The sequence below is a fragment of the Pseudopedobacter sp. genome (assembly GCF_040392825.1).
In the GTDB taxonomy this organism is placed as follows: domain Bacteria; phylum Bacteroidota; class Bacteroidia; order Sphingobacteriales; family Sphingobacteriaceae; genus Pseudopedobacter.
In genome coordinates this window covers 1-21,749 of sequence record NZ_JBEBVH010000039.1, presented here as the reverse complement: position 1 = coordinate 21,749, position 21,749 = coordinate 1, and the positions used below count along the sequence as shown (strand labels likewise).

Below are 21,749 nucleotides of genomic sequence, written 5' to 3'. Positions count from 1 at the left end.
CAGTGCTATTTGTATATAACCAAAAATATTGTTCATTAACTGTTGCTGTCTTGTAAATTCTGACACTGTTATCTACATATGTCCCATGCCCAGAAGCACCTGTAAATGTAAGTCCCATTACATTGTGAGGAAGGTCATTTTCAGAATTAGGCTTAAACAAGAGATTTGACGGCGTATTTGCTATATCTTTTGTAGGCAGTACTGGTGTTTGTGCTAATAACAGATTATTACCAACATAAAGTAGCAATAAAATAGTAAATATATTTTTCATAATCTTTTAGATTTCTGTTAAACATTTGATTAGTTCTTATTAGCTTTGAAAGAAAACTATTATATAAGCTTATCCCTATTCCTAAAGCAGATAGAATTTATTACTCTCCAGCTACAATAATCAACGCCAGACCTACTACAAACAGCGCAAACATCATCGCCAGTTTACCATTTACATTTACCGGAGAATTCTTAAACTCTTTCCAGATAAAAACTCCCCAAAGCGCCGCTATCAATGTAGCTCCTTGTCCTAATCCGTAGGATATCGCGGGTCCTGCTTTACCCGCAGCAATCAGGTTTAATGAATTTCCTAAACCCCATATCATACCGCCTAAAACTCCTGTTAAACGGGTGGATAGCTTACCTGAGAAGTATGCAGCATAACTTGTGGGCTCACCTTCAATTGGCTTTTTGATTAAAATAGTATTGAACAGTAGATTGCTTAAGAAAATACCAACAGAAAATATAAACACAGCAGTATAAGGAGTCATCTTACCCGCTTGCGGAGAAACAAAGTTTTCAATATCCATAGAAGCTGCAATAAAACGATAGAAAAACGCCATCAGAATCCCTGCTATCACTGATAGAATCACGCCTTTGCCGGAGGCCTTACTTTGAGTTCCTCCACTTTTCAGTTTATAAGCCCAGGCATTGATAATTATAGCTACTACAATAAGCCCCACTCCTGCAAAAAGCAATGTGGAATTGCCCACCGGTGTATTAATATAATTAATAACAACTCCAAGAACCAGGGCTATACCTACACCTACCGGAAAGGCGACCGACATCCCTGCAATGGAAATAGCAGCAGAAAGTAAAATATTTGCCGCATTAAAAACTATTCCGCCTATCAATGCACTTCCAATATTTGCCGAATCGGCCTGAGAAAGGTCTTGCATAAAACCGCGCCCTTCTGAACCTATACTGCCTAAAGTGAAAGCCGAGATGATAGAAAACAGCAGAATACCAATAACATAATCCCAGTAAAAAAGTTCAAAACGCCAGGTTTTATTGGCCAGCTTTTGAGTGTTGGCCCAGGAACCCCAACAAAGCATAGTAATAACGCAGAATAATACTGCGACATAATAGTCGTGTACAATAAACATAATATAATTGGTTTTAGTCCTTTCGTTTAATTAAAATCTCATTTAGAAACGTCTTCCATTATTTCATTCCTGTAAGGCGCAGAAGCCTGGGCTCCCATTCTGGTAACAGCTATAGCAGACGCTTTATTTGCAAAGTCTGCTGCTTCAACTAAGTTTCGTCCTTCATTGAGGGCAACTATCAAAGCTCCATTAAATACATCTCCGGCGGCGGTGGTATCAACGGCCTCTACTTTCTGCGCTTCGATAAATACATAATCGGTTCCATCAAAAATCAATGCTCCTTTAGACCCCATAGTAATAATCACATTCTTCACTCCTTTCGAGTAAATAACCTGTGCGGCTTCCTTTGCGGAATCTAAATCGATTACGCTGATACCTGATATTGTAGATGCCTCTTTCTCATTTGGTGTTAACAGATACAAGTCGCCAAACATTTCTTCGGAAAGTTCACAAGCCGGGGCAGGGTTCAATATTACTTTCGCTCCCCTTAGGCGAGCCACTTTTGCAATATACCTAACAGTTTCAACAGGTATTTCCAGTTGCAACAAAACGTAGCCATTAGCCGAGAAAAGCGTCTCTACACCTCTGATATCCTTAGGAAAAAGATTAGCATTAGCTCCCGAAGCAACCACAATAGTATTTTCAGCATGAGCATCTACCGTAATTAACGCTACACCTGAGTGGCTGTCCTCATCCAATAAAATGCAAGACACATCAATTCCCTCTTTTTTAAACAATTCAGCCGAATGACTCCCGAACGCATCTTTGCCTATCTTGCATACAAACACTACATCGCCTCCCATCCTGGCAGCCGCCACTGCTTGATTAGCACCTTTCCCTCCGGGATTCATCATAAATTCACCTCCCAGAACGGTCTCTCCCTTTTCCGGAAAATGACTGGTACGAACCACCATATCCGTATTTGAACTACCTATTACTACAATCTTAGACCCGGACATATTTTTCATGAATAATATAAATTATTAGCGATAACGTTTGTGCAAAAATTATTTAAGTTTATAATATAACAAACCTAGTATGATTATATTCAAAAACACTAATAAATATTAGCTTATATCTCCAAAAAATTATCATCATATTGATTTAATAGAAAATATGTAAGATATAATTTTACCAAACAGAATACCAATAATACTTTCGATTGCGCAAATTCTTTTGCTGGTACTTAGTATCCGGCAACTAGTATCAAGCCTGAATGGCTATTTACGCGTTAAAGGGAGATATAAGATTATTACTGAAAATTTTAAAGCAAAAGGCCCTCGTTTATAGATAGGACATACTTTGTATTTTTTAATCAGAACCTATATAGTCCATAATTTTTTCAGAACGGCATATTCTTTTTTTTGTCCAGAGTCAAGAAGTTTCTTCTCAACTTGTTAATTAGCCAGAAGAGATAGACTTCTTTTGATGATCGTTCATATTAACACTTGGTGGATAGTATCAGGACGAGACAACTATTTATCCGTAAAAAAGGCACAGGATTGCTATTAAACCTATAACTTTTTCAGAGATTTAAGCTCTTTAGTTCCCGAAGACAATCCATTCATCATTAAAAATTCAACATTTAACATTATTATTCCTTCTTATACAGGATCTTCCCTTTTATCAGAGGCTTCATTCCTAACGAAACATTTTCATTTTCAACCTTCTGAGGCTTCGTCCGGACAAGACTAGCCTGGTACTTCTTATCTCTCTTGCGTTTTCTGGCTATTTCATCCAATATTTCCTTGCCCCTATAATTGATCAGCCGATGACGTTCAGGATGGCTATCAGACGTTATAGATACCTCTGCCGGTGGTTCATTCTGTTCTTTTTCCACTATTTTATAAGTCCCTATGATCTCTGCCGGGCTACAATCTAAGCTGTTCAGGGCCAAACGTTCGCCATTAACATCCTGCATTCCAAAATAATGCAACGAAGCACTAACCAATACCAGACTTCCGGCAGGGAGCTCCACTTCCGAAATCCATTCCTGCTCAGACACAAGAGTTCCTTGCTTCACCTCTATATCCTTATAGTCCAGATACTCATAATAACCATCACGAAAACTGATGGCCACTATCATCAAGCGTAACACGGCGTATTTACTATATCTTGGTTGCTGCAACTGACGGCTTTGGAAAGAAGGCAGGTGTACTCTTATTACGCCATCTTCCATAGAACATTTAGGGCGTACAGGCAACATTTCCGTCAATGGGGAATTCACATTAAATTGCAGTCCGTCCAGATGTTCCGGATTACCGTCATGCAGATCTCGTTCGCCTCTTGGCTTATCTGTATCGCGCAGGCATTTCAACAAAGCGGCATTCATTCGATTCAGCAACCGGCCATCACTATAACAGGTAAAAGAACTGTAGAGCTCGCGCAGGATACGCCCGCAATTGCTCACCAAACCAAATTCCAGTGCACTCTCTTTGGTAGAAAGCGTCTGTCTTACTCTTCCGGGCTTAGCTTGTACGATATGGATATCGCCCACCGTACGGTACACATGATTGCCTATTTTTCCGTGAAGTCTGCCTCTGTTGTCTATAACTGCCATAATAATACTTACCTGACCAAAGATAAGAAATAATGGCATACTATTCTGTATTTGATTCTATTTTAATTTATATTTTATTAAAAATAAATCCATTATTAGTCCATATAAATATGTAAAAACATGGACTAATAATGGATTTATATTAGATTTTATATGGTTTTATATAGTATAAAATACGATGTAATTTAAAATATTAAATGGCGCTTAAATTCACGAGCAAAAGCTTATGGTTGGGAGTGATATAAGTTGAAAACAGATAAATCCCGGTTCACTTCTTGCTACAGATAAAATGAGGCGATTTTAGAAATTAATTCGCCTTTAAAAAAGTATCAAACAACTTCTTTAACAGACTTTCTGTAAATTACAGCAGGGCTAATAAGAACTTCTTGTTTTTCTGGCAGTGTATCTTCTTTCCCTTTTTTATCTACTTTATCTAACAACAGCCTGATAGACATTTGAGAAATTTCAGAAATAGGTTGCGAGATACTGGTTATAGGACATGACAAATAATCCAGATAAATAGAATTATCAAAAGAAACTACAGACATATCGGTTGGCACATCATATCCATCTTCTTTCAGTGCCTTTAATACTCCTAACAATATGGTATCACTTAATGCAAATATAGCCGTAGGTTTCTCTCTTTGTTGCAGTAAAAGCTTGGTTTCCAGATAACCGTCTTCCATAGTAAAGCTGTTACCTCCAACATATTCGTAGTTGAGTTTATTTTTTGATATCGCTTCCTTATATCCATGTACCCTTTCTTCGTTAGACATCACATGGTGCTTTCCCTGAATACATGCAATACGTTTATGACCGCAGGAAATTAAATATTCTACCATTGCATAAGCACCTTCAAAATGGTTGGTAGATACAAAAGAAATAGGCAGTTCTTTCAAATATCTATCGACAAACACTACAGGCAAATTTAGTTTGAGCAGTTTTTCTATATGAACTTTATTCTTACCTGAAGGAATCATTAACACACCATCTATATTTCTTGAAATTAAGTGGTTTACCGCTTCTACTTCCGCTGCTTCATCGTCATCACAATCTAAAACTAACAGTGAATAGCCCTTAGGTTGTAAAACTTTATTTACAACGCTGGCAATTGTAGAAAAGAAAGGGTTGGCTAAACTTGGCAGAATTAATCCTATTGAAAAGCTTTTTTTCAGTCTCAGGTTTACAGCTGCCTGATTGGGTACATAACCTAAACGTTCCGCTTCCGCCAAAACCTTACTTGCAGTTTTTGCGCTAATACGGTATTTTTCGGCAACTCCGCTTAAAACTCTGGAAACTGTTGTTAGCGAAACGCCTATGTTCTCAGAAATATCTTTTATGGTTATGTTCATTTTGCAAAAGAAGATGTGTATATAATTTAAAAATCTTATACCACCACAAGGTAACAGTTTTCTTGAAATCTAAATAATAATCTTTGTTGCTCTATTGACACGTGATTTCATTGTCGAGTTTCGTGGTCGTCTTTCGAGTTTCGTTTATCGAATAACAAACAACGATCATCTCTTAACCCGTGATTTAGAGATTTTTTACGTAATATCCTTTTCAGAAGGCGATGTTGAAAAAGGAAGTGTCGTTTGTCGTCTATGCCACCATTGACCAACTAACCTCGATCTTCAGAACTTCAATTAAGCAATAAACTGGTAGACATTTTCTTTATAATAAATACCCCCAGACGAATTATTACTACATCTTATTTAATCAATCTTTGTAAATAGGGCCTTTTCAAATCAAATAAAACTATCGACCATGGACTATATAAACTATAGACCTCAGCTCACCAATTAAATTTACATCCTTTCAACATAAATATTAGCTAAAGTATCCGTATTTTTGAGCCATGATAGAACTACCTGTTATTCCGGCTAATCAAACCAGCCGAAAACCAGATTGGTTGAGAGTAAAACTCCCAGTGGGTAAAGAATACGCTCATGTAAGGGGTTTAGTTGATGAACATAAGCTACACACAATCTGCGAAAGTGGAAACTGTCCTAACATGGGTGAGTGCTGGGGTGCAGGTACTGCTACATTCATGATTTTGGGTAATATCTGTACACGCTCTTGCTCTTTTTGTGCTGTGGCTACGGGCCGTCCATTGGCGGTAGACACGGACGAACCTAACCGAGTTGCCAATTCTATCAAATTAATGAACGTAAAGCATGCCGTTATTACTTCTGTTGATCGTGACGATTTGAAAGATGGAGGTTCTATCATTTGGGCAGAAACAATTAAAGCCATTCGCAGAGAAAGCCCGGGAACTACCATGGAAACTTTGATTCCAGATTTTAAAGGAATTTGGGACAATTTATATCGCGTTTGTGAGGAAAAACCTGAAGTTGTTTCGCACAATATTGAAACGGTAAAAAGATTGACCCGCGAAGTTCGTATACAAGCTAAATACGACAGAAGCCTGGAATGTCTTAAACGTATTTCTGACTTTGGTCTAAGAACAAAATCAGGTATTATGCTTGGCTTAGGCGAAACCGAAGCCGATGTTTACGAAACGATGATTGACCTGCGCGATGCAGGAGTACACGTATTGACTTTAGGTCAGTATCTGCAACCTACTAAAAATCACCATCCTGTTATTGACTGGATTCACCCTGATCAGTTTGCTAAATACAAAGAATACGGAAGTAAATTAGGTTTTAAGTATGTGGAAAGCGGACCGTTGGTTCGTTCTTCTTATCACGCTGAAAAACATTTGTTCGACCAATAAATAGCTCATTAGTCATTGGTTGAAATGGTCATTAGTCATTAGTATATACTGTCGTACCAGACTTTGGTCTCCGGTCTTCCGACTTTTTGCTTTCAGCTGCTAATTCTTTATATTTGTTCCAATGACCTCCGCTTCCTGGAAAATAAGCTATCCCGAAAAGTTCATCACCGAGATAGAACAATATCCGGCTATCCAACACGACAAACAGAACCACCTGATAAAGGCAGATAGTAAGGAACTATTAACCTCGTTTCAATATGAAAAGATTGAAGAGGGCTGCTATCTTTTTGTGGTAGATATGGAGGCTGTAGAAAATACCCGGATAGCAATTTCAGGCGACAGGGAAATAGAATATTACTGCCTTTCTTATCAGCTGATACGAGGAGATGTAAACAAAACGCCTAATAAAGACACCTATCACCAGTCAAAAACACTTTCGCTGCCCCGAATATGCAGTTTCTATAATAATCAATTTGACTATGAAACGGCTTTTGAGGAAAAATCGGGAGTAAGAGCTTTTATCTTCTGCTTTACCAAAGAATGGCTTGGCAGCAACATTGATCTTGAGGCGGTAGATGCGTCGGCAGGATTTATGAAAGTCTTATCGAAGGAAATGGAAGGTATCGCCTATTTCAACGATAATTTTTACAAAGATACTTTTGACGAGCTTGATAAAATAATTTCCGGAGCTAACAGGTCTCCTGTTTACAATCTTGTAGTAAAAAAGCTATCTCTTGTGCTTATAGCAGATTTCTTCAGTATAGTTACCGATCCGGTTTCGGTATTGAATGTTCCCGCATTGCCTCAGGAATTTGACGGGGTTGAGCAAATTAAAAGTTATATCAATAAAAATTTCAAAAAGGGGTTTCCCGGTCTTAATGTACTTGCTGATATCGGAAAAATGACTGTTCCTACCATGCGGCGCCAATTTAAAAGACAAACAGGAAAAACTGCCTTTGATTATTTCAGGGAAGTGCAAATGCGGCATGCTTTTGAATTATTACAGAAAGGCAACCAGGTGAAACAAGTAGCACATCTGCTTAATTTCAGAAATCCGGCAAACCTTAGCCGTACATTTAAAGAAGTATATCGAATAGCTCCAAAGGAAGTACAGGGACTTAGATAGTTCATTGGGTATATACTGCTTTAAACCATCATGTTGCTTTTTGCCTTTAGCTTTTTGCCTTCAGCTTTCTTGACAAATTAGTACAGCATATTGCTTTAAGCCTTTAGCCTTCTGCTTTAAGCTTTTTATCATATTTGAGTTGTTTTTGATCATATCAGCTATATAATCGAGAATAGTTTTGTAGCTCAAACAGCTGATTATCAATTATGTCAAAAATTTACTTTTCTTTTAAACAAGTTCTAACAACAATCTTTACGTTATTTTATATTTCTCATTATATCTATGCGCAAACTAAACCCCTTATAAAATGGGAAAAAACATATGGCACATCAGAAAATGACTTTTTATTTGATGCAAAAGCCACAACAGACGGCGGGTTTATACTTGGAGGGTTCAGTTTCGGCAGCGCAGAGGATAAAACACTGAACAACTTTGGCGATTCCGATTGCTGGTTAGTTAAACTAAATGTCGATGGGGTAAAGGAATGGGATATAGCTGTGGGCGGGAATGACAAAGATTATTTTTCGAAAGTGATACAAACGAACGACGGCGGTTACCTCGCGGTAGGTTGGAGTGCTTCCCCTGTTTCTGGGAACAAAGAAGGAGTAAAAAAAGGTGCTTCCGATGCATGGATGGTAAAAATAGATGGACATGGTAATAAGGAATGGGACAAAACCTTTAACGGAAATAGTGCAGGAAGGAGCGGATTCCATTCGGTGATACAAAATGCCGATGGAAGCTTTATTCTTGCAGGAACCAGTGACGCCGGATCAGGCCAGGATAAATCTGAAAATAATAGAGGAATACAAAATATATGGCTAATAAAAACGGATCAGAACGGAAACAAAATATGGGATAAAACTTACGGTACCAACTCAGTAGAAGATTTCCCCGTAATTGCAAAAACCGGCGATAACGGATATATACTTGGGTGTATGACTCAGGGCGGATTGAGTGGTGACCGCACCGAGCCAACAAGAGGTTATGCAGACTATTGGATGTTAAAACTGGATGAGAATGGGAATAAAATATGGGACCGAAGTTTTGGAGGAAACGGCTTCGAAGTATTTAGTGATATCAAGCAAACACCTGATGGCGGGTATATTTTAGGTGGGCATTCTACATCTGAAAATAATGGAGATAAAACAGCGGGTAAAAAATCCGGAAATTTTGATTTATGGATTGTAAAGACCGATGCATCGGGAGTTAAACAATGGGATAAAACATTGGGGACAAATGCAGACATGAAGGCGAGTCAGTTATTCTCTCTGGGAATTTGTAAGGATAACGGATATATTCTGACCGGATATTCCGAAGCCATTACAGCATCTGGAGATAAGTCCGAACCAGGTCTTGGCGATAAAGATATATGGTTAGTTAAAATCGATGCTAATGGTGAAAAATTGTGGGATAAGACTTTAGGTGGAACTGGCTCAGAATTTGGATATGCTGTATCTGAATTAGATAATGGCGATATATTTATAGGAGGTTATAGCAATTCTCCTTCAGGCGGGATAAAAAGCCGTAGTATTGGGCAGAATGATTTCTGGACAATGCTGCTGGCATTCCCACAACCCAGTACAAACGGTATTTTATATGTAAATAAAAACGCAAATAGCGGATCAAGATTAGGTAATAGCTGGGAAAATGCCTTAACAGAATTACCTCAGGCGCTTAAAATTGCTTCAGTAAATTCCTCGGTGAAGCAGATCTGGGTAGCTAAAGGTACCTACTTCCCGACAACTACAGGAGACCGGACCATTTCTTTCGAGGTGCCATCGGGAATTAAGCTTTACGGTGGATTTGCAGGAACTGAAAACGCTGTGGAAGAACGTCAGTTAAAGGTTAATCCAACTATATTAAGCGGTGATCTGAATAATAATGATGATACAAACTATGCCAATATGGATGATAACAGTTTTCACATTATGAAACTACATTATGCAAATTCCGAAACTTTGATAGATGGCTTTATCTTTTCAGCGGGCCGATCTGATCAATTTGGTTATACAGGAGATTTTGACAATAAGAAAGGTCCGGCAATATATAATTATGCTAGCAGTCCGACTATTATAAACTGCATTTTCACAACAAACTATGCCGACCATGACGGAGCTGGTATATATAACGTACAAAATAGTACACCAAAAATTTATAACAGTCTTTTTACCAATAACAGAGCTAATTATGGCGGTGCAATTTTAAACACTTCGGGCAGCTATTCTGAGGTAGTAAACTGTACTTTTGCTTATAACAGCGTTATGGGTTCAAACAGAGGTGTTTCCATTTATAACCAAAATTCTTCGGGAGGATCTCTAAAAAACAGCATACTGTGGGATAATTCTGATGATGCCCATATCATAAACGAGAATTCGACTTTCTTAGTAACAGATAACATCATAAAAGGAGGTTATAACACAGATGACGGACAGAACAGAATCTACAATACAGATCCTTTGCTTAATATCGCCGTAGAAGATTATTATAGTCTCAGAAAGCGCGGCTATAGGAAAAGGGGAAAACACTGCATTACCCGAACATATTCTAACGGATATTTTTGGGAAAAAGAGAATCAGAGGAGCTAAAATAGACATGGGAGCGCAAGAGTACATTGGAGAAAAACCTGTATTTTCAGGCTTTGCCAATATCGATAAAACTTACGGAGATGCTGATTTCGCATTGCCTGTTCCTACCAGCAACAGCGATGGAACATTTACCTTTAAAAACGGAAATACAAATATTGCAGAGATTTATGACAATGGATTTTCTAAATATGTGAATATTAAGGGAGCAGGGCAAACTGTTATTAAAGCTATTCAGAAAGAAACAGAATATTTTCAATCCGATTCTATAGGACTATTACTAGAGATAGCCAAAGCTAATGCTGTCCTCACTTTAAAGATAAATGGCACAGCTTATAACGAAGTTAACCTTGCGGAAGCAGCATACGGAGATGAGAAAATTTTTAGTTACGAAACCAATTCTGACGCCAATTTTACTGACATTTCCTTTGATCTTTTAGATGATTACCTGGATCCGTATATTGATTTCTCAAACCTTCCTTTTGTAAAGGCGATAAAAGTAGGAACCAGCTATGTAAAAGTCACCATTCCTGAGACAGCCAATTACCATAGTATTTCGGCAACCATAGGCTTTAAAATATCTAAAGCGGCACAGGAAATTACTTTTGACGCATTGCCGGTAAAAAAAGACGGTGATGCTGATTTTGAATTGACAGCTATTTCGAGTTCCGGGCTACCGGTTAGTTTTTCAAGCGACAATAGTACTGTGGCATCGGTGTATCAGGATGAGAACGACAGTTATAAGTGGAAGGTAAAAATCCTTAGTGCAGGTCAGGTAACAATAAAAGCTTATAATGATGGAAACGAAAATTATTTAGGCGCTTACTATAACCGCTTACTTACAATAGAAGAAGGAACTTTACCTGTGGTGCTAAGTAATTACTATTTAAAAGCGGAAAGCAATTTTGTTGAACTGAAATGGACTACAGAATCGGAATCTAATAATAAATACTTCGTGGTTTATAGAAGTTTTGATGGAAAACAATTTAAGGAACTGGGTACTGTTAATGCAATCCAATCTGCTCAAACCAAAACATATAGCTTCAGGGATTATAAACCTGCTTCAGGAACGAACTATTATCTGCTGAAACAGGTAGATATGGATGGTAAAGAAAATGAACTTGGAATAAGAAGCATTAATTTTTCATCTTCCCAGTCTCAATTAGCTATTTATCCTAATCCAACTGCGGACTACGTTAATATAAATATAGAATACGGGAAGTATCGCCAATGTATCGTATCTGATACGAATGGAAAAATTCTTCAGCAAATTAATATAGAATCAACTTTACAGGGCTTTTCTGTTCATTTAGAAACCTATCCTTCGGGTGTCTATATTTTAAAACTAATTGGTAGAGAAAGTGCTTCTGTGCATAAGATATTAAAACAATAATAATTTTATACTCCCTTAATTTTGTCAATTTTGCAGGGTCCTTCAGAAAGAATGACCCTGCTTAGACAGCAAACCGTTTTTCCGTCATTCCGAACGAAAAGGGAATCTACCTGTCTATTAACAGTGGAGCCTAACGGTCAGTGCTGCTACTGCGGACATTTCTCGGTGTACCTTCTCTAAATAAGACACTTCTGTTTGCGCAGGATCGTCTTGGAGAAGACCTGCTATATCTATAATATTTTGTATCTTCAAGATTATGAAATACGAAAGCAATCAAACCGGCTGGTTGTTCATTATCTTAATATCTGCTACTGTTATTGTCATTACTTTTAGCTATTATCTGCAATTGGGTGATAATCCTTTGTCAATGAACTCCCTTCGTTTGGCTCTTTTTGTATTCATTTTGATCCTGATCAATTTCTATAAATTAAAAATACGGGTTGATGACACTGGAATCAATATATTATATGGTATCGGCTTGATCCATATCAAAATACAGCCTGATGCCATGGTATCTGTCCAGACGGTAAAAACATCTTGGTTATCTGGTTTTGGCATCAGAATAACTTTTAATGGCATGCTATACAACATTCAGGGACGAGATGCTGTAAGGATTAATTATTTCCAGGATGGCAAATCTAAAACATTAACTATAGGGTCTAAAGAACCCGATAAACTAAAAGTGTTTCTGGAACGAAAATATAAAGTAGGCTAATGTTTATGCAAGCAATAGCATTTAGAACCTTAATCTGATAAGACGTATTCACTGTTATAGGGAATAAACTACTCCAAGTTTACCTCCAAACCATGCTTTTTGGCTCTTGCCGATTTTATTTGCCCAGGATGGATATGGTTTGCCCTCATTATCGGCAGAATCTGCTGAATAAAGTTGATAACTAATACCCGTAACCAAACCAACATTCTGGAAAATTTCTCTTTCTGCTCCTAAAGTTAATTTATTTGAATTACCAAGAACCTTAAAATCCTTATTGAAAAATGTTAATCCTTGTAACTCTGCATTTAATAACATCTTTGAGTTTAGTATAAAATCATGACCAAAACCGAAACCCAGGTTATACATCCTGCTCTCGTGATTCTTCCAGTTTGTACCTATCTCTATAATAGAATATAATTTACGGTTACCACTTCTAAAACTAAGCTGCTGGCTTAATAACTCGTTTGTATATATGCTGATTTTCTTATAACCATTTTTATAAATATTTACCAAACCAATTCCAACACCAGAAATGCTATCAGCAATATTTACGATACCAAATTGCAATCCTTTAAAGTTCTGACTAATATTGGCTATACCCGCAATTTGCAGACCTTTCGCATGCTCTCCGCTTACTTTATTGACTATTCCTGTAAATTGTATTCCGGAAAAATCACTTTTTATTGTATTAATTATTCCGGACAGTTGCACTCCAGTAACGTCTTCTTTCGCATAATTGGCTATACCAGTAAATTGTACGCCATAAAAATTTTCATTCGTCTGGTTAAAGATTCCCGAGACCTGAACACCGTTGAATTTTTGCTTTACCTGATTGACCAAACCAGCCATCTGAAAACCATTGAAATCTCCATGAACTAAATTCAGCAATCCGGCGGTTTGCATACCGCTTACATTGCCGCCAACCTGATTTAATAACCCTGCTAGTTGAAATCCTGCATTAATATCTGTTTTCGTGAGGTTGAATAAACCCGCAGATTCAAAACCTTGTACTCCGGCAGAATATCCGCCCAAAATATTAAATGAAAATGTGTTTACGACCTGTGAACTCATGAATCCCTGCGAACCCAAGCCCGGAAGAAAAGAGGCTTGAACCCTGTTGTCTACAAAAAATTCGGAGATATTTAAACTCTGAATCCTTCGTTTTGACGAAATCAGGAAACGACCAAAACCGGTTTGCTCTACTATATTATTGAATCCAAAGTATCCAAAACTGGTTTGTTTATCCTTATCTTCTCCGACACCTTCTGGCCTTACTTTAATATCTGACAGAAAAAACATAGTTGTGTCGCGGTACATTTCTTTACTTGCCGTTAAAATCGCCGATTTATGTTCTCCCTTAAATGTCATCTTAAATACCCCGTTTTTGTCTGTAAGTGTAGATTTCAACAATCGCCTTTCATAAACACTCACATGACGAACACCCAACCCTGTTCTTGAATCAAGGACTTTTCCTTTTATAAAATATTTCCTTTCACGGGCATCTATTTCGTCTGCTTCGATAAAGAATCTGTATATCGCCGGACGCAATATTACAAAGCCATCTATCTCGTAGTAGTCAATATTACTCTTGAATAACTGATCGAGGATATCGCAGACAGGTAGATTGATGAAATTGAAAGACACCAAACTATCTACGTTTAGAAGCGCACCATTATAAGAAAAAGTAAATTTACCTTGCTCTTCTATTACTGAAAGCGCTGACTTTAATGTTTCATTTTCGATCTTAATACTAAGTTTTTTTGATAAAACCGGAACATTTTGGGCGCTTAAATTTGCCTGGGAAAGAACCAGAAAGAAAAAAGCAAGTATGGATATTCTCATTTATTTCTTTTGTAGGATATAACGGTCTTTTTCTTTTATCAACTTCAATTCAAAAGTTTCTGAAATAACACCGAGAATTTTGTCTAATGATTCTTCTTTAAATTTAACGTTAAGCTTTAACTTGGCTAAATCTTCATCTGCCAAAACTATGCTGGTGGAATATGCCTCAGACAAAACGTTTACAACTCTTTGCAACGGAACGTTATCTATAACAAACTCTTTATTTCTAAAATATTTATACAAAGAATCACTATTCTTAACCGCGAGCAAAGTACTGTCATCTCCTCTAAATTCCACCTTTTCTCCAGGGTGTAATTGCAGTTCGGAATTGTTCTTACTAACCTTAACCAACCCTGTTTCTACAATTACCTCTGCAGCACCTTTTCTATATTTAACATTGAATGAAGTTCCCAATACGGTAACTTTGGCAGAGTTGCCCAATTCAATTATAAACGGTTTTGTTTTATCCGGAGCTACTTTAAAAAATACTTCGCCTTCTTTTAATTTTACCAGTCTTTCAGACGTTGAAGCACTAAAACTTAATTGGCTATTTTTATTAATAGTCAACAAAGACCCGTCTGATAATGTACTGGAAATTACCTCATTTTTTACAATAATATTTTTGCGGCTTAAATCTTTAGTAAAAAATAGCCATAGCGTAATTCCCGTTATGAGAACCACAGAAGCGGCAGCTACTAATTGAAATATATTCCATGGTTTTATATTACGGGGCACAACTTGTTCGGCCCGTTTCTTTTTGAAACGTTCCCAGGCTTCTTCCTCATCCGGCTGAGTTTCATTTTTTAATAAATCTCCGCTTTTATCCCATAAAAAACGTATTTGATCGAATTGCTTTTGATGCTCTTCGTTCTCCTTCAGCCATTCTTCAATAAAATGCCGTTCTTCGGCATTTGTCTCTTTCAGAAGATATTTTATCAAAAGTTCATCGGTCATAATAACTTCACAATTATAAGTTTAATATAAGCTGCCAGACAAATGAGCATGGGTAAAAAATCAGACAATTTAAGCCTCAGACTTTTCAAAGCTTTTCCCATATGCACTTCCACTGTCTTTACTGAAATCCCTAACGCAGCCGCAATTTCCTGATATTTCAGATTTTGAAATCTGCTCATTTGAAAAACCGTCCGGCATTGCTGTGGTAATTCATTTAAAGCATTCCTCAATTTATATTCAAGTTCTTTAGCCGTAGCTCTCTCGTGTGCGTCTACTTCGACGTAATTTCGTTGCTTCGTGTATTCTGCAAATTTATCCCTTACTTTCATATGCCTGATATGATTCAAACTATCGTGATAAACACATTTATACAGATACGATTTCAATGATTGTTTTTGTAATAACTCCTGCCGCCGTTCCCATAATTTTAAGAAAACATTCTGAACGATTTCTTCCGCAGCAATATCATCTTTTAGAATAGCAAGTGCGTAGGCATATAACGCCTTGTAATAAGCCTTAAAAAGGCTTTCAAATTCGCGTTCTGTCTGGATACTATTTTGAAGATCACTAAAATGCACTAGCTTATTTTCGGCTAAAGATAGTTGTTTCTTAGATTCTTCAGTATCCAGACAGTATGAAAAAGATATCGCCATTATAATCTCAATTTCAATCCAACAGTCCCACCTACGAAAATACCCTGAAAACTATTTTCTGATTTTCCGTCCCACGTATGGATAAATTTCTTTGTTAATTCTCTGCCTTCTTGTGTATTTGTGCTTAAATAATTAATAGAAGCCCCTGCAAATACGTCTAATCTCTTATCAATCTTATAAGTTGGCATAAGTGTCAGGGAATTTTTAAAGAACTCTCCCTTTTTAAAGCTTTCCAAAACTATATTAGTAGCCTCTATATTTAATCCGAACTTATTGCCAGAAAAAAGATGAGCTCCTATTCCCGCCTGCAATGCGTAGATTTCTTTCTCATTTTTCAGATTATAGCCTAGTCCTAAAATCCCGTACATTATTCTACCTCCCGAACGGAAGGTTGCCAATGTATTAGCTTGTTCGTCAATACTAAATCCAATACTTTTCTCACCATTCTTAATAAAATTAAGGATAGCAATCGGATAATCGCTGCTATCGGCAATATTTACAATTCCGGCAAACTGTATTCCGCTTACTTTCTTTGCCTTATTCACAATTCCGGCAAATTGCGATCCTTTAACATGATTGGCTTTATTGGCTATTCCTGCAAACTGAATCCCTTTCAGTGTGTCTTTCGCTAAATTCAGGATACCAGCAAACTGAGCTCCGTTTACATTAGCTGCAGTATTTAAAATGCCGGCAAATTGCTGACCTCTTACATTGCTGTCTATCTTATTGCCGATACCTGCAAATTGTGCTCCTTCCAGCTTTCCAGCCTGGTTAACCAGGCCTGCAAACTGTATACCTGTCACTTCTTTTTTGGACAAATTAGCCAGTCCGGCTATCTGCGTTCCTTGCCCTTCGGTATATTTATTAAGCAAACCAGAAAAAAGGAAACCGGCTGTTCTGTCTCCAACCAAATAGCTTAAACCTGCTATATGTACACCGGTTACATTAGTTTTAACCTTACTGATTAATCCGACAAAGGAAGCCGCTTCTTCAGCATAAGATACTCCGCTTAGTGCATGCAATGATACTTTATTTGTATACTGGGCAGCCTCTTTTCCATTGCTGCTAACCGGATACACGAACCCAACATGTAAATTACTATACTTTTCTTGTGCTTGTGAAGAAGATACTGCATTGGCAGCGATCAATAATAGGCTTAATAATAAATTTTTGTACATGATATTTCTTTTGATGTTTAAGTCAAAACACCTTTAAAAAGAAATACCCTTATCCGAATTTTATTTTTTTACATTTTAGCTCATAAATGAAGAAATTAAAGTCTTATATAAGCGTCTGTCAACTCATCAAGATTTTAATTCTTTAATAACATAAGGTATCTGCTTAATCAACTTTGTAGGTGGCACAACATACATCTTTTGACCTAAGTGTTCGCCTATGTATCCATGCACAAAAACACTTATTATAATAGCCTTTTCTACGGTATAATCCTGCGCTATAAAACTGGATATTAATCCGGTAAGCACATCGCCCATTCCTCCGGTTGCCATTGCGGGAGATCCGGTAGAATTAAAAAAACATCGGCCATCTGGCGTAAAGATCATCGTATATCTGTTTTTTAAGACAATATATAGCTTTAGTTTTTTTGCTTGATGGAATGCCGTTTCAATTCTATCCCAACAATTGTAATGTTCTCCGAATAGTCTGTCAAATTCTTTTACATGCGGAGTAAGGATAGAATCAGGCGATATTTGAGCAAGCAAGGTCTCGTCTTCGGCTAAAATATTTAAAGCATCTGCATCAAAAACTACCGGTTTTTTATATTCAGATATTAAATGGGTCAGCAATGATTTCGCATCTTTTCCCTTCCCCAATCCGGGTCCAATACAAATTCCTTTATACTTCGTAAAATCTGTATAATTGAAATCTGACCTGTCTAAATACATTACCTCTGGGAGACGGGAATTTAAGGCAGTTAAACCACTTTGTGGAATACACACGGTAGTTAATCCCGCTCCGCTTTTCATACTGGATTCTGCAGTTAACAATGCTGCTCCCATAGTATTTGCATCGCCGGCGATTATTAGGTTATGCCCATAAGTTCCTTTATGATCAAAGGATTTCCGTTTTCTTATACTATCCAGAATATCTTTTCTCCAAATCCAATAATAGGGAGAAGCTGTGCTTTCTATAAAGTTTTCATTAAGGCCTATATTTACGACTTTCCATTCCCTGATATAAGGTGCAGATAGGGGTAGTAAAAAGTTAATTTTTGGGCGTTGGAAGGTAATCACCCAATCTGCCTTAAAAACAGGAGTTTCATAAAGTTTTCCCTCTGAAGGCATTCCACTTGGAATGTCTACACTTACCTTTTTCCCTGGCAATAAATTGAGTTTATCTATCAATGTCTGATAGGATTTATCGAATGGTCTGCTTAAGCCAATTCCGAAAATGGCATCTATAACAACAGCACTTTGTTTAATATCTAACAGTTCTGGATTGGTCAGATAAAATATACTAATCTCAGTCTGTTGTAATGCTATTAAATTAGCATCAAACTCGGGCGTCGACTTTTCGGAAAAGTCGATTATCACCACATCAATAAATTCATATCTATCCTGATAAAGTAAACGGGCGATGGCTAAACCATCTCCGCCATTGTTTCCTTTTCCGCAGAAAACTGTAATGCTTATTCTCTTATCTGTAAATCGTTCGGCAAAAGTTTTCACAAAAGCGGATGAAGCTCGTTCCATTAATTCTAAAGATGGAATCGGCTCGTTTTCCATGGTATATTGATCTGCAAGCTTCGTTTGCGCTGCATTTAAAAGTTTAAGCATCACCAGTTATTTCTAAATTAAAAAAACAGTCATCTGAGACTTAATGTTTTAAAAATCAATTGATACTATGAATTTAAAAATTATTTCTACTCTAAAAGCATATTTATCTAAAACCAGAATAATAATAACCTTCGCATTACATTAAGTTTAAGCTACGCAGGGTCTTCTTTCAGAAAGACCCCTGCTTGGACAGCTATAAAAAGTACCAATCTAAATGACAGCAGCATATCCTTCTATCCGAGCAGCGCTCTCTCAAAGAGGACCCTGCGATATTTTAAAAATTGTTACTTCTGCACCTAAAACCCTCTACCCATTAGCGGATCTGTAATACTAGGAAAACCTGTCTCTATATGCCCTGCATAACGATAAGCAAAACCAGGATGATCTTTAGAACGGACCTCGAAGTCATACCAACCGCCCGATTTTTCCAGTTTACATACAAATTCTCCGGTTTTTCCTTCCTTTAAAAGCTTACCTGCATATCCATAAGATTTATCTCCTACAAACAAAGAAACTTCTTTTGACTGCTTGTTTAATACAAAACTCTTGTTTTCTTTACGAATATTAACCTGAATAGCTATAGCTGTCTGTTTATCGCCTGTAAAAGACCTGTAGAATCCGTTGGGGCCATAAACTTCCAGATGATAGTTCCCTTTAAACTGATTAACATCCCATTTGTAAATTAAAGGCTCGCCTTCTTTAACTGTAAAATTCCATGTTCGACCCGGTTGTGTATCTTTTCTATAAGCAGATCCTGCTTTTACTATAAAAGGAACTCCAATTAACTTGGTTTTTGGTAAAAGCCCTCCGATTTCAAATCGTATGATCAGCTCTTCTTTTGTTTTATCAAAAATTGCATCTACATTCAGATCATAAGGTAAGGCACAGGCTTCTTTCACTCCTTTTTCCTGATGTGGAAGCTGGCCTTCCACATCACTGGCGGAAGTTACATTTTTAATAAGTTGATAATTACCCGGCAAGTCTTTCTCTTTTGCACTATAAATACGCTTAATATCTTGCTCCCGATTTACAAAATCCAGCCTGGGTTTAATATTATTTTCCACCGGTCTGAACACCGAAGTCAGATTCCCGCAAACAAGCCTTCTCCATGGACTGATATTGTCTTCTACAACTTTTTTCCCCGTTGTCTTTTCCAGAAAATGTTCCAGAAACTGCAGGCTTGAAGTATGATCAAATACTTCTGAGTTTACCCAGCCGCCTTTTGTCCATGGGGAAGCTATAACTAAAGGTACCCGAAATCCTAAGCCAATTGGACTATCTAAAGTTGCATTTGGATTGTTAGTTCGGATTTTCTCCTGTTCTGCCGTTACATATTCTGCTGCTGTAGTCATGTCTTTTGGCAAGCTTCCTGTATCTGGACGTGAACTATGTGGAGGTACAAATGGAGGTACATGATCAAAGTAACCGTCGTTCTCATCATAAGTGAGTATGAATATTGTCTTTTTCCATACTTCCGGATTAGCTGTTAAAATATCCAATGCTTCTGATACATACCAGGCACCATACCATGGAGACCCTGGATGATCTGAAAAACGACAAGGTGCCACCAGCCAGGACACCGTTGGTAATTTACCTGCTTGTACATCTGTTCTAAATTGATAGAATATATCCCCTTTCGGAACTTTGATTTTCTGTTCCTTTCCACCATCTGCATAAGACATTTCCTCTAATTGATGGTAATCTTTATCTGCTATATTTGTAGTAAATGCCCGTTGATGAATCTCTTTTTCAAAATCACTTAATTTATTAAAATTTTCTTTCGAGTACTTTTCTATCTCCCTTTGTAAACGTAATAGCTCATTTTGTAATTTTTCCTTCTGCTCATTATCCTGTGGCAACTTTTCCAATTTGCCCCCCAGTTCACTTATGCGCTTATGAAGATAGTTCCTGTGCGCAGGATGAAATCTTACATTGTACTGCTTATAAAACTCCAGATTATTATCCGTGAAATTTGCCAGCCAATCTTCCTCCTCTTCTGTAAAACCAACCGGAATACTTAACTCGTTTTGATAAACTCTCCAATCAATACCCGCTTCCTGCAATCTTTCGGGAAAGGTTTTCCAGGAAATGTTTTTGTAGTTTATTTGTCTGTTATCGACATGTGCAATTGAATCTGGATTGTGAGGTTCTTCCCTGATAGCTCCTGACCAAAAGTAGGAACGATTCGCACTGGTACCGGTAAGTGAGGAACAGAAATGATGATCGCAGACTGTAAAAGCATCAGCAAATGCATAATAAAATGGTAAATCCTTACGATCATAGTATCCCAGGGTTAAAGGCATATGCTGATATTCGGTTTTGGGTTTCTTGGCTTCTAACCAGGTATTCATTTTCCCCTCGTTTCGGGCGTACACCATATCTTTCCACGTATGAGGTAATGAACCCATCCATGTTGCTTTAGTATTCTCTATATCCAGATGAAAAGGAGCATAATGCTCACCTTTTTTGTTTGACTGTATCCAAACTGGTAATCCGTTGGGTTGAACCATTCGTCTTGGATCATTGAAACCACGGACCCCTTTCAACATCCCAAAACAATGATCAAAAGAACGGTTCTCTTGCATCAAAAAAACAATATGTTCTGCGTCTAAATATGTTGTTCCTGCCGGTGCGTTTATAGCTAGCGCCCTTTGGATAGAATCTGGTAATATTTGAAATGCAGCTGTTGTCCCTGCCAGTAAAGAAGCTTTCTTAAGGAACGACCTTCTTGTATCCATAGTATTTTGGTTTCAGTTCGAAGGTTAATATACCACACTTAAGTTACATTCGAGCATAAAATGTATGCAGTTAAATAAACTAAATTGGCAATTGTTTATGAAAAATATACCGAAGTTTATTAAATGGATTGAAATATACAGTATCTAAATTCGAGATACATTAAGCTAACATCTCGAATAGTAAACGCTTGTAGAGAACTGTTAATTAATAGTGCTTCGAGGCCCTCAACCTCATTGTTTGCATACTAAAAACCAAAGAATTAATGACTAATGAACCA

At 37.4% G+C, this 21,749-nt stretch carries 16 protein-coding genes; 5 read left to right on the top strand and 11 right to left on the bottom strand.

Annotated features, from left to right (window positions below; translation table 11 throughout):
* From ABWO41_RS04605 to ABWO41_RS04585, 5 genes are all read right to left on the bottom strand, one after another.
* Positions 1 to 271: hypothetical protein (locus ABWO41_RS04605; protein WP_353134158.1), on the bottom strand; the 271-nt coding region annotated here is incomplete at its 3' end.
* A 100-nt stretch (positions 272 to 371) separates the two neighbouring features.
* The gene (locus tag ABWO41_RS04600; protein WP_353134155.1) at positions 372 to 1,376 is read right to left on the bottom strand and encodes a GRP family sugar transporter; all 1,005 of its coding nucleotides are present in this window, start codon (positions 1,374 to 1,376) and stop codon (positions 372 to 374) included.
* A gap of 38 nt (positions 1,377 to 1,414) precedes the next feature.
* Positions 1,415 to 2,344 (bottom strand): ribokinase, encoded by a 930-nt coding sequence (gene rbsK / locus ABWO41_RS04595; protein ID WP_353134152.1) that lies wholly within the window; start codon positions 2,342 to 2,344, stop codon positions 1,415 to 1,417.
* A 626-nt stretch (positions 2,345 to 2,970) separates the two neighbouring features.
* Positions 2,971 to 3,975, bottom strand: a complete 1,005-nt coding sequence (locus tag ABWO41_RS04590; RefSeq protein WP_353134149.1) for a hypothetical protein — start codon at positions 3,973 to 3,975, stop codon at positions 2,971 to 2,973.
* A gap of 290 nt (positions 3,976 to 4,265) precedes the next feature.
* Positions 4,266 to 5,288, bottom strand: a complete 1,023-nt coding sequence (locus tag ABWO41_RS04585) for a LacI family DNA-binding transcriptional regulator (protein WP_353134146.1) — start codon at positions 5,286 to 5,288, stop codon at positions 4,266 to 4,268.
* A 506-nt stretch (positions 5,289 to 5,794) separates the two neighbouring features.
* Between ABWO41_RS04585 and lipA the strand changes: the two genes are divergently transcribed.
* The 5 genes from lipA to ABWO41_RS04560 all read left to right on the top strand — a co-directional run bounded on the left by lipA (position 5,795) and on the right by ABWO41_RS04560 (position 12,489).
* On the top strand, positions 5,795 to 6,673 hold the full coding sequence (gene lipA, locus ABWO41_RS04580; RefSeq protein ID WP_353134143.1) for a lipoyl synthase: 879 nt from the start codon (positions 5,795 to 5,797) through the stop codon (positions 6,671 to 6,673).
* 121 nt (positions 6,674 to 6,794) lie between these two features.
* On the top strand, positions 6,795 to 7,799 hold the full coding sequence (locus ABWO41_RS04575) for a helix-turn-helix transcriptional regulator (RefSeq protein ID WP_353134140.1): 1,005 nt from the start codon (positions 6,795 to 6,797) through the stop codon (positions 7,797 to 7,799).
* A 206-nt stretch (positions 7,800 to 8,005) separates the two neighbouring features.
* Positions 8,006 to 10,384 carry a right-handed parallel beta-helix repeat-containing protein gene (locus ABWO41_RS04570; protein ID WP_353134137.1) on the top strand — a complete coding sequence of 793 codons (2,379 nt, stop codon included), beginning with the start codon at positions 8,006 to 8,008 and terminating at the stop codon, positions 10,382 to 10,384.
* Between the two features lie 7 nt (positions 10,385 to 10,391).
* Positions 10,392 to 11,774, top strand: a complete 1,383-nt coding sequence (locus tag ABWO41_RS04565; protein WP_353134134.1) for a T9SS type A sorting domain-containing protein — start codon at positions 10,392 to 10,394, stop codon at positions 11,772 to 11,774.
* Between the two features lie 256 nt (positions 11,775 to 12,030).
* Positions 12,031 to 12,489: a hypothetical protein gene (locus tag ABWO41_RS04560; protein WP_353134131.1), complete on the top strand. Its 459-nt coding sequence runs from the start codon at positions 12,031 to 12,033 to the stop codon at positions 12,487 to 12,489.
* A 54-nt stretch (positions 12,490 to 12,543) separates the two neighbouring features.
* On the opposite strand, the gene ABWO41_RS04555 is transcribed toward ABWO41_RS04560, so the two are convergent.
* From ABWO41_RS04555 to ABWO41_RS04530, 6 genes are all read right to left on the bottom strand, one after another.
* Positions 12,544 to 14,331 (bottom strand): hypothetical protein, encoded by a 1,788-nt coding sequence (locus ABWO41_RS04555; RefSeq protein ID WP_353134128.1) that lies wholly within the window; start codon positions 14,329 to 14,331, stop codon positions 12,544 to 12,546.
* On the bottom strand, positions 14,332 to 15,285 hold the full coding sequence (locus tag ABWO41_RS04550) for a FecR domain-containing protein (protein ID WP_353134125.1): 954 nt from the start codon (positions 15,283 to 15,285) through the stop codon (positions 14,332 to 14,334).
* Entirely contained in the window at positions 15,282 to 15,938 is a 657-nt protein-coding gene (locus ABWO41_RS04545; RefSeq protein WP_353134122.1) for an RNA polymerase sigma-70 factor, read from the bottom strand. The genes ABWO41_RS04550 and ABWO41_RS04545 overlap by 4 nt, the downstream gene beginning before the upstream one ends.
* The gene (locus ABWO41_RS04540; RefSeq protein ID WP_353134119.1) at positions 15,938 to 17,116 is read right to left on the bottom strand and encodes a hypothetical protein; all 1,179 of its coding nucleotides are present in this window, start codon (positions 17,114 to 17,116) and stop codon (positions 15,938 to 15,940) included. The genes ABWO41_RS04545 and ABWO41_RS04540 overlap by 1 nt, the downstream gene beginning before the upstream one ends.
* 126 nt (positions 17,117 to 17,242) lie before the next feature.
* On the bottom strand, positions 17,243 to 18,733 hold the full coding sequence (locus ABWO41_RS04535) for an NAD(P)H-hydrate dehydratase (RefSeq protein ID WP_353134116.1): 1,491 nt from the start codon (positions 18,731 to 18,733) through the stop codon (positions 17,243 to 17,245).
* 296 nt (positions 18,734 to 19,029) lie between these two features.
* Positions 19,030 to 21,471, bottom strand: coding sequence for a phosphocholine-specific phospholipase C (locus ABWO41_RS04530; RefSeq protein WP_353134113.1), 2,442 nt, complete (start codon positions 21,469 to 21,471; stop codon positions 19,030 to 19,032).
* Positions 21,472 to 21,749: the final 278 nt, after the last annotated feature.

Bases quoted from the DNA above. Each gene is read 5' to 3' on its own strand.
- ABWO41_RS04555 (WP_353134128.1), bottom strand. From the start codon at position 14,331: ATGAGAATATCCATACTTGCTTTTTTCTTTCTGGTTCTTTCCCAGGCA.
- ABWO41_RS04590 (WP_353134149.1), bottom strand. From the start codon at position 3,975: ATGCCATTATTTCTTATCTTTGGTCAGGTAAGTATTATTATGGCAGTT.
- ABWO41_RS04570 (WP_353134137.1), top strand. From the start codon at position 8,006: ATGTCAAAAATTTACTTTTCTTTTAAACAAGTTCTAACAACAATCTTT.
- ABWO41_RS04560 (WP_353134131.1), top strand. From the start codon at position 12,031: ATGAAATACGAAAGCAATCAAACCGGCTGGTTGTTCATTATCTTAATA.
- ABWO41_RS04600 (WP_353134155.1), bottom strand. From the start codon at position 1,376: ATGTTTATTGTACACGACTATTATGTCGCAGTATTATTCTGCGTTATT.
- ABWO41_RS04565 (WP_353134134.1), top strand. From the start codon at position 10,392: ATGGGAGCGCAAGAGTACATTGGAGAAAAACCTGTATTTTCAGGCTTT.
- lipA (WP_353134143.1), top strand. From the start codon at position 5,795: ATGATAGAACTACCTGTTATTCCGGCTAATCAAACCAGCCGAAAACCA.
- ABWO41_RS04585 (WP_353134146.1), bottom strand. From the start codon at position 5,288: ATGAACATAACCATAAAAGATATTTCTGAGAACATAGGCGTTTCGCTA.
- ABWO41_RS04540 (WP_353134119.1), bottom strand. From the start codon at position 17,116: ATGTACAAAAATTTATTATTAAGCCTATTATTGATCGCTGCCAATGCA.
- rbsK (WP_353134152.1), bottom strand. From the start codon at position 2,344: ATGAAAAATATGTCCGGGTCTAAGATTGTAGTAATAGGTAGTTCAAAT.
- ABWO41_RS04545 (WP_353134122.1), bottom strand. From the start codon at position 15,938: ATGGCGATATCTTTTTCATACTGTCTGGATACTGAAGAATCTAAGAAA.
- ABWO41_RS04550 (WP_353134125.1), bottom strand. From the start codon at position 15,285: ATGACCGATGAACTTTTGATAAAATATCTTCTGAAAGAGACAAATGCC.
- ABWO41_RS04530 (WP_353134113.1), bottom strand. From the start codon at position 21,471: ATGGATACAAGAAGGTCGTTCCTTAAGAAAGCTTCTTTACTGGCAGGG.
- ABWO41_RS04575 (WP_353134140.1), top strand. From the start codon at position 6,795: ATGACCTCCGCTTCCTGGAAAATAAGCTATCCCGAAAAGTTCATCACC.
- ABWO41_RS04535 (WP_353134116.1), bottom strand. From the start codon at position 18,733: ATGCTTAAACTTTTAAATGCAGCGCAAACGAAGCTTGCAGATCAATAT.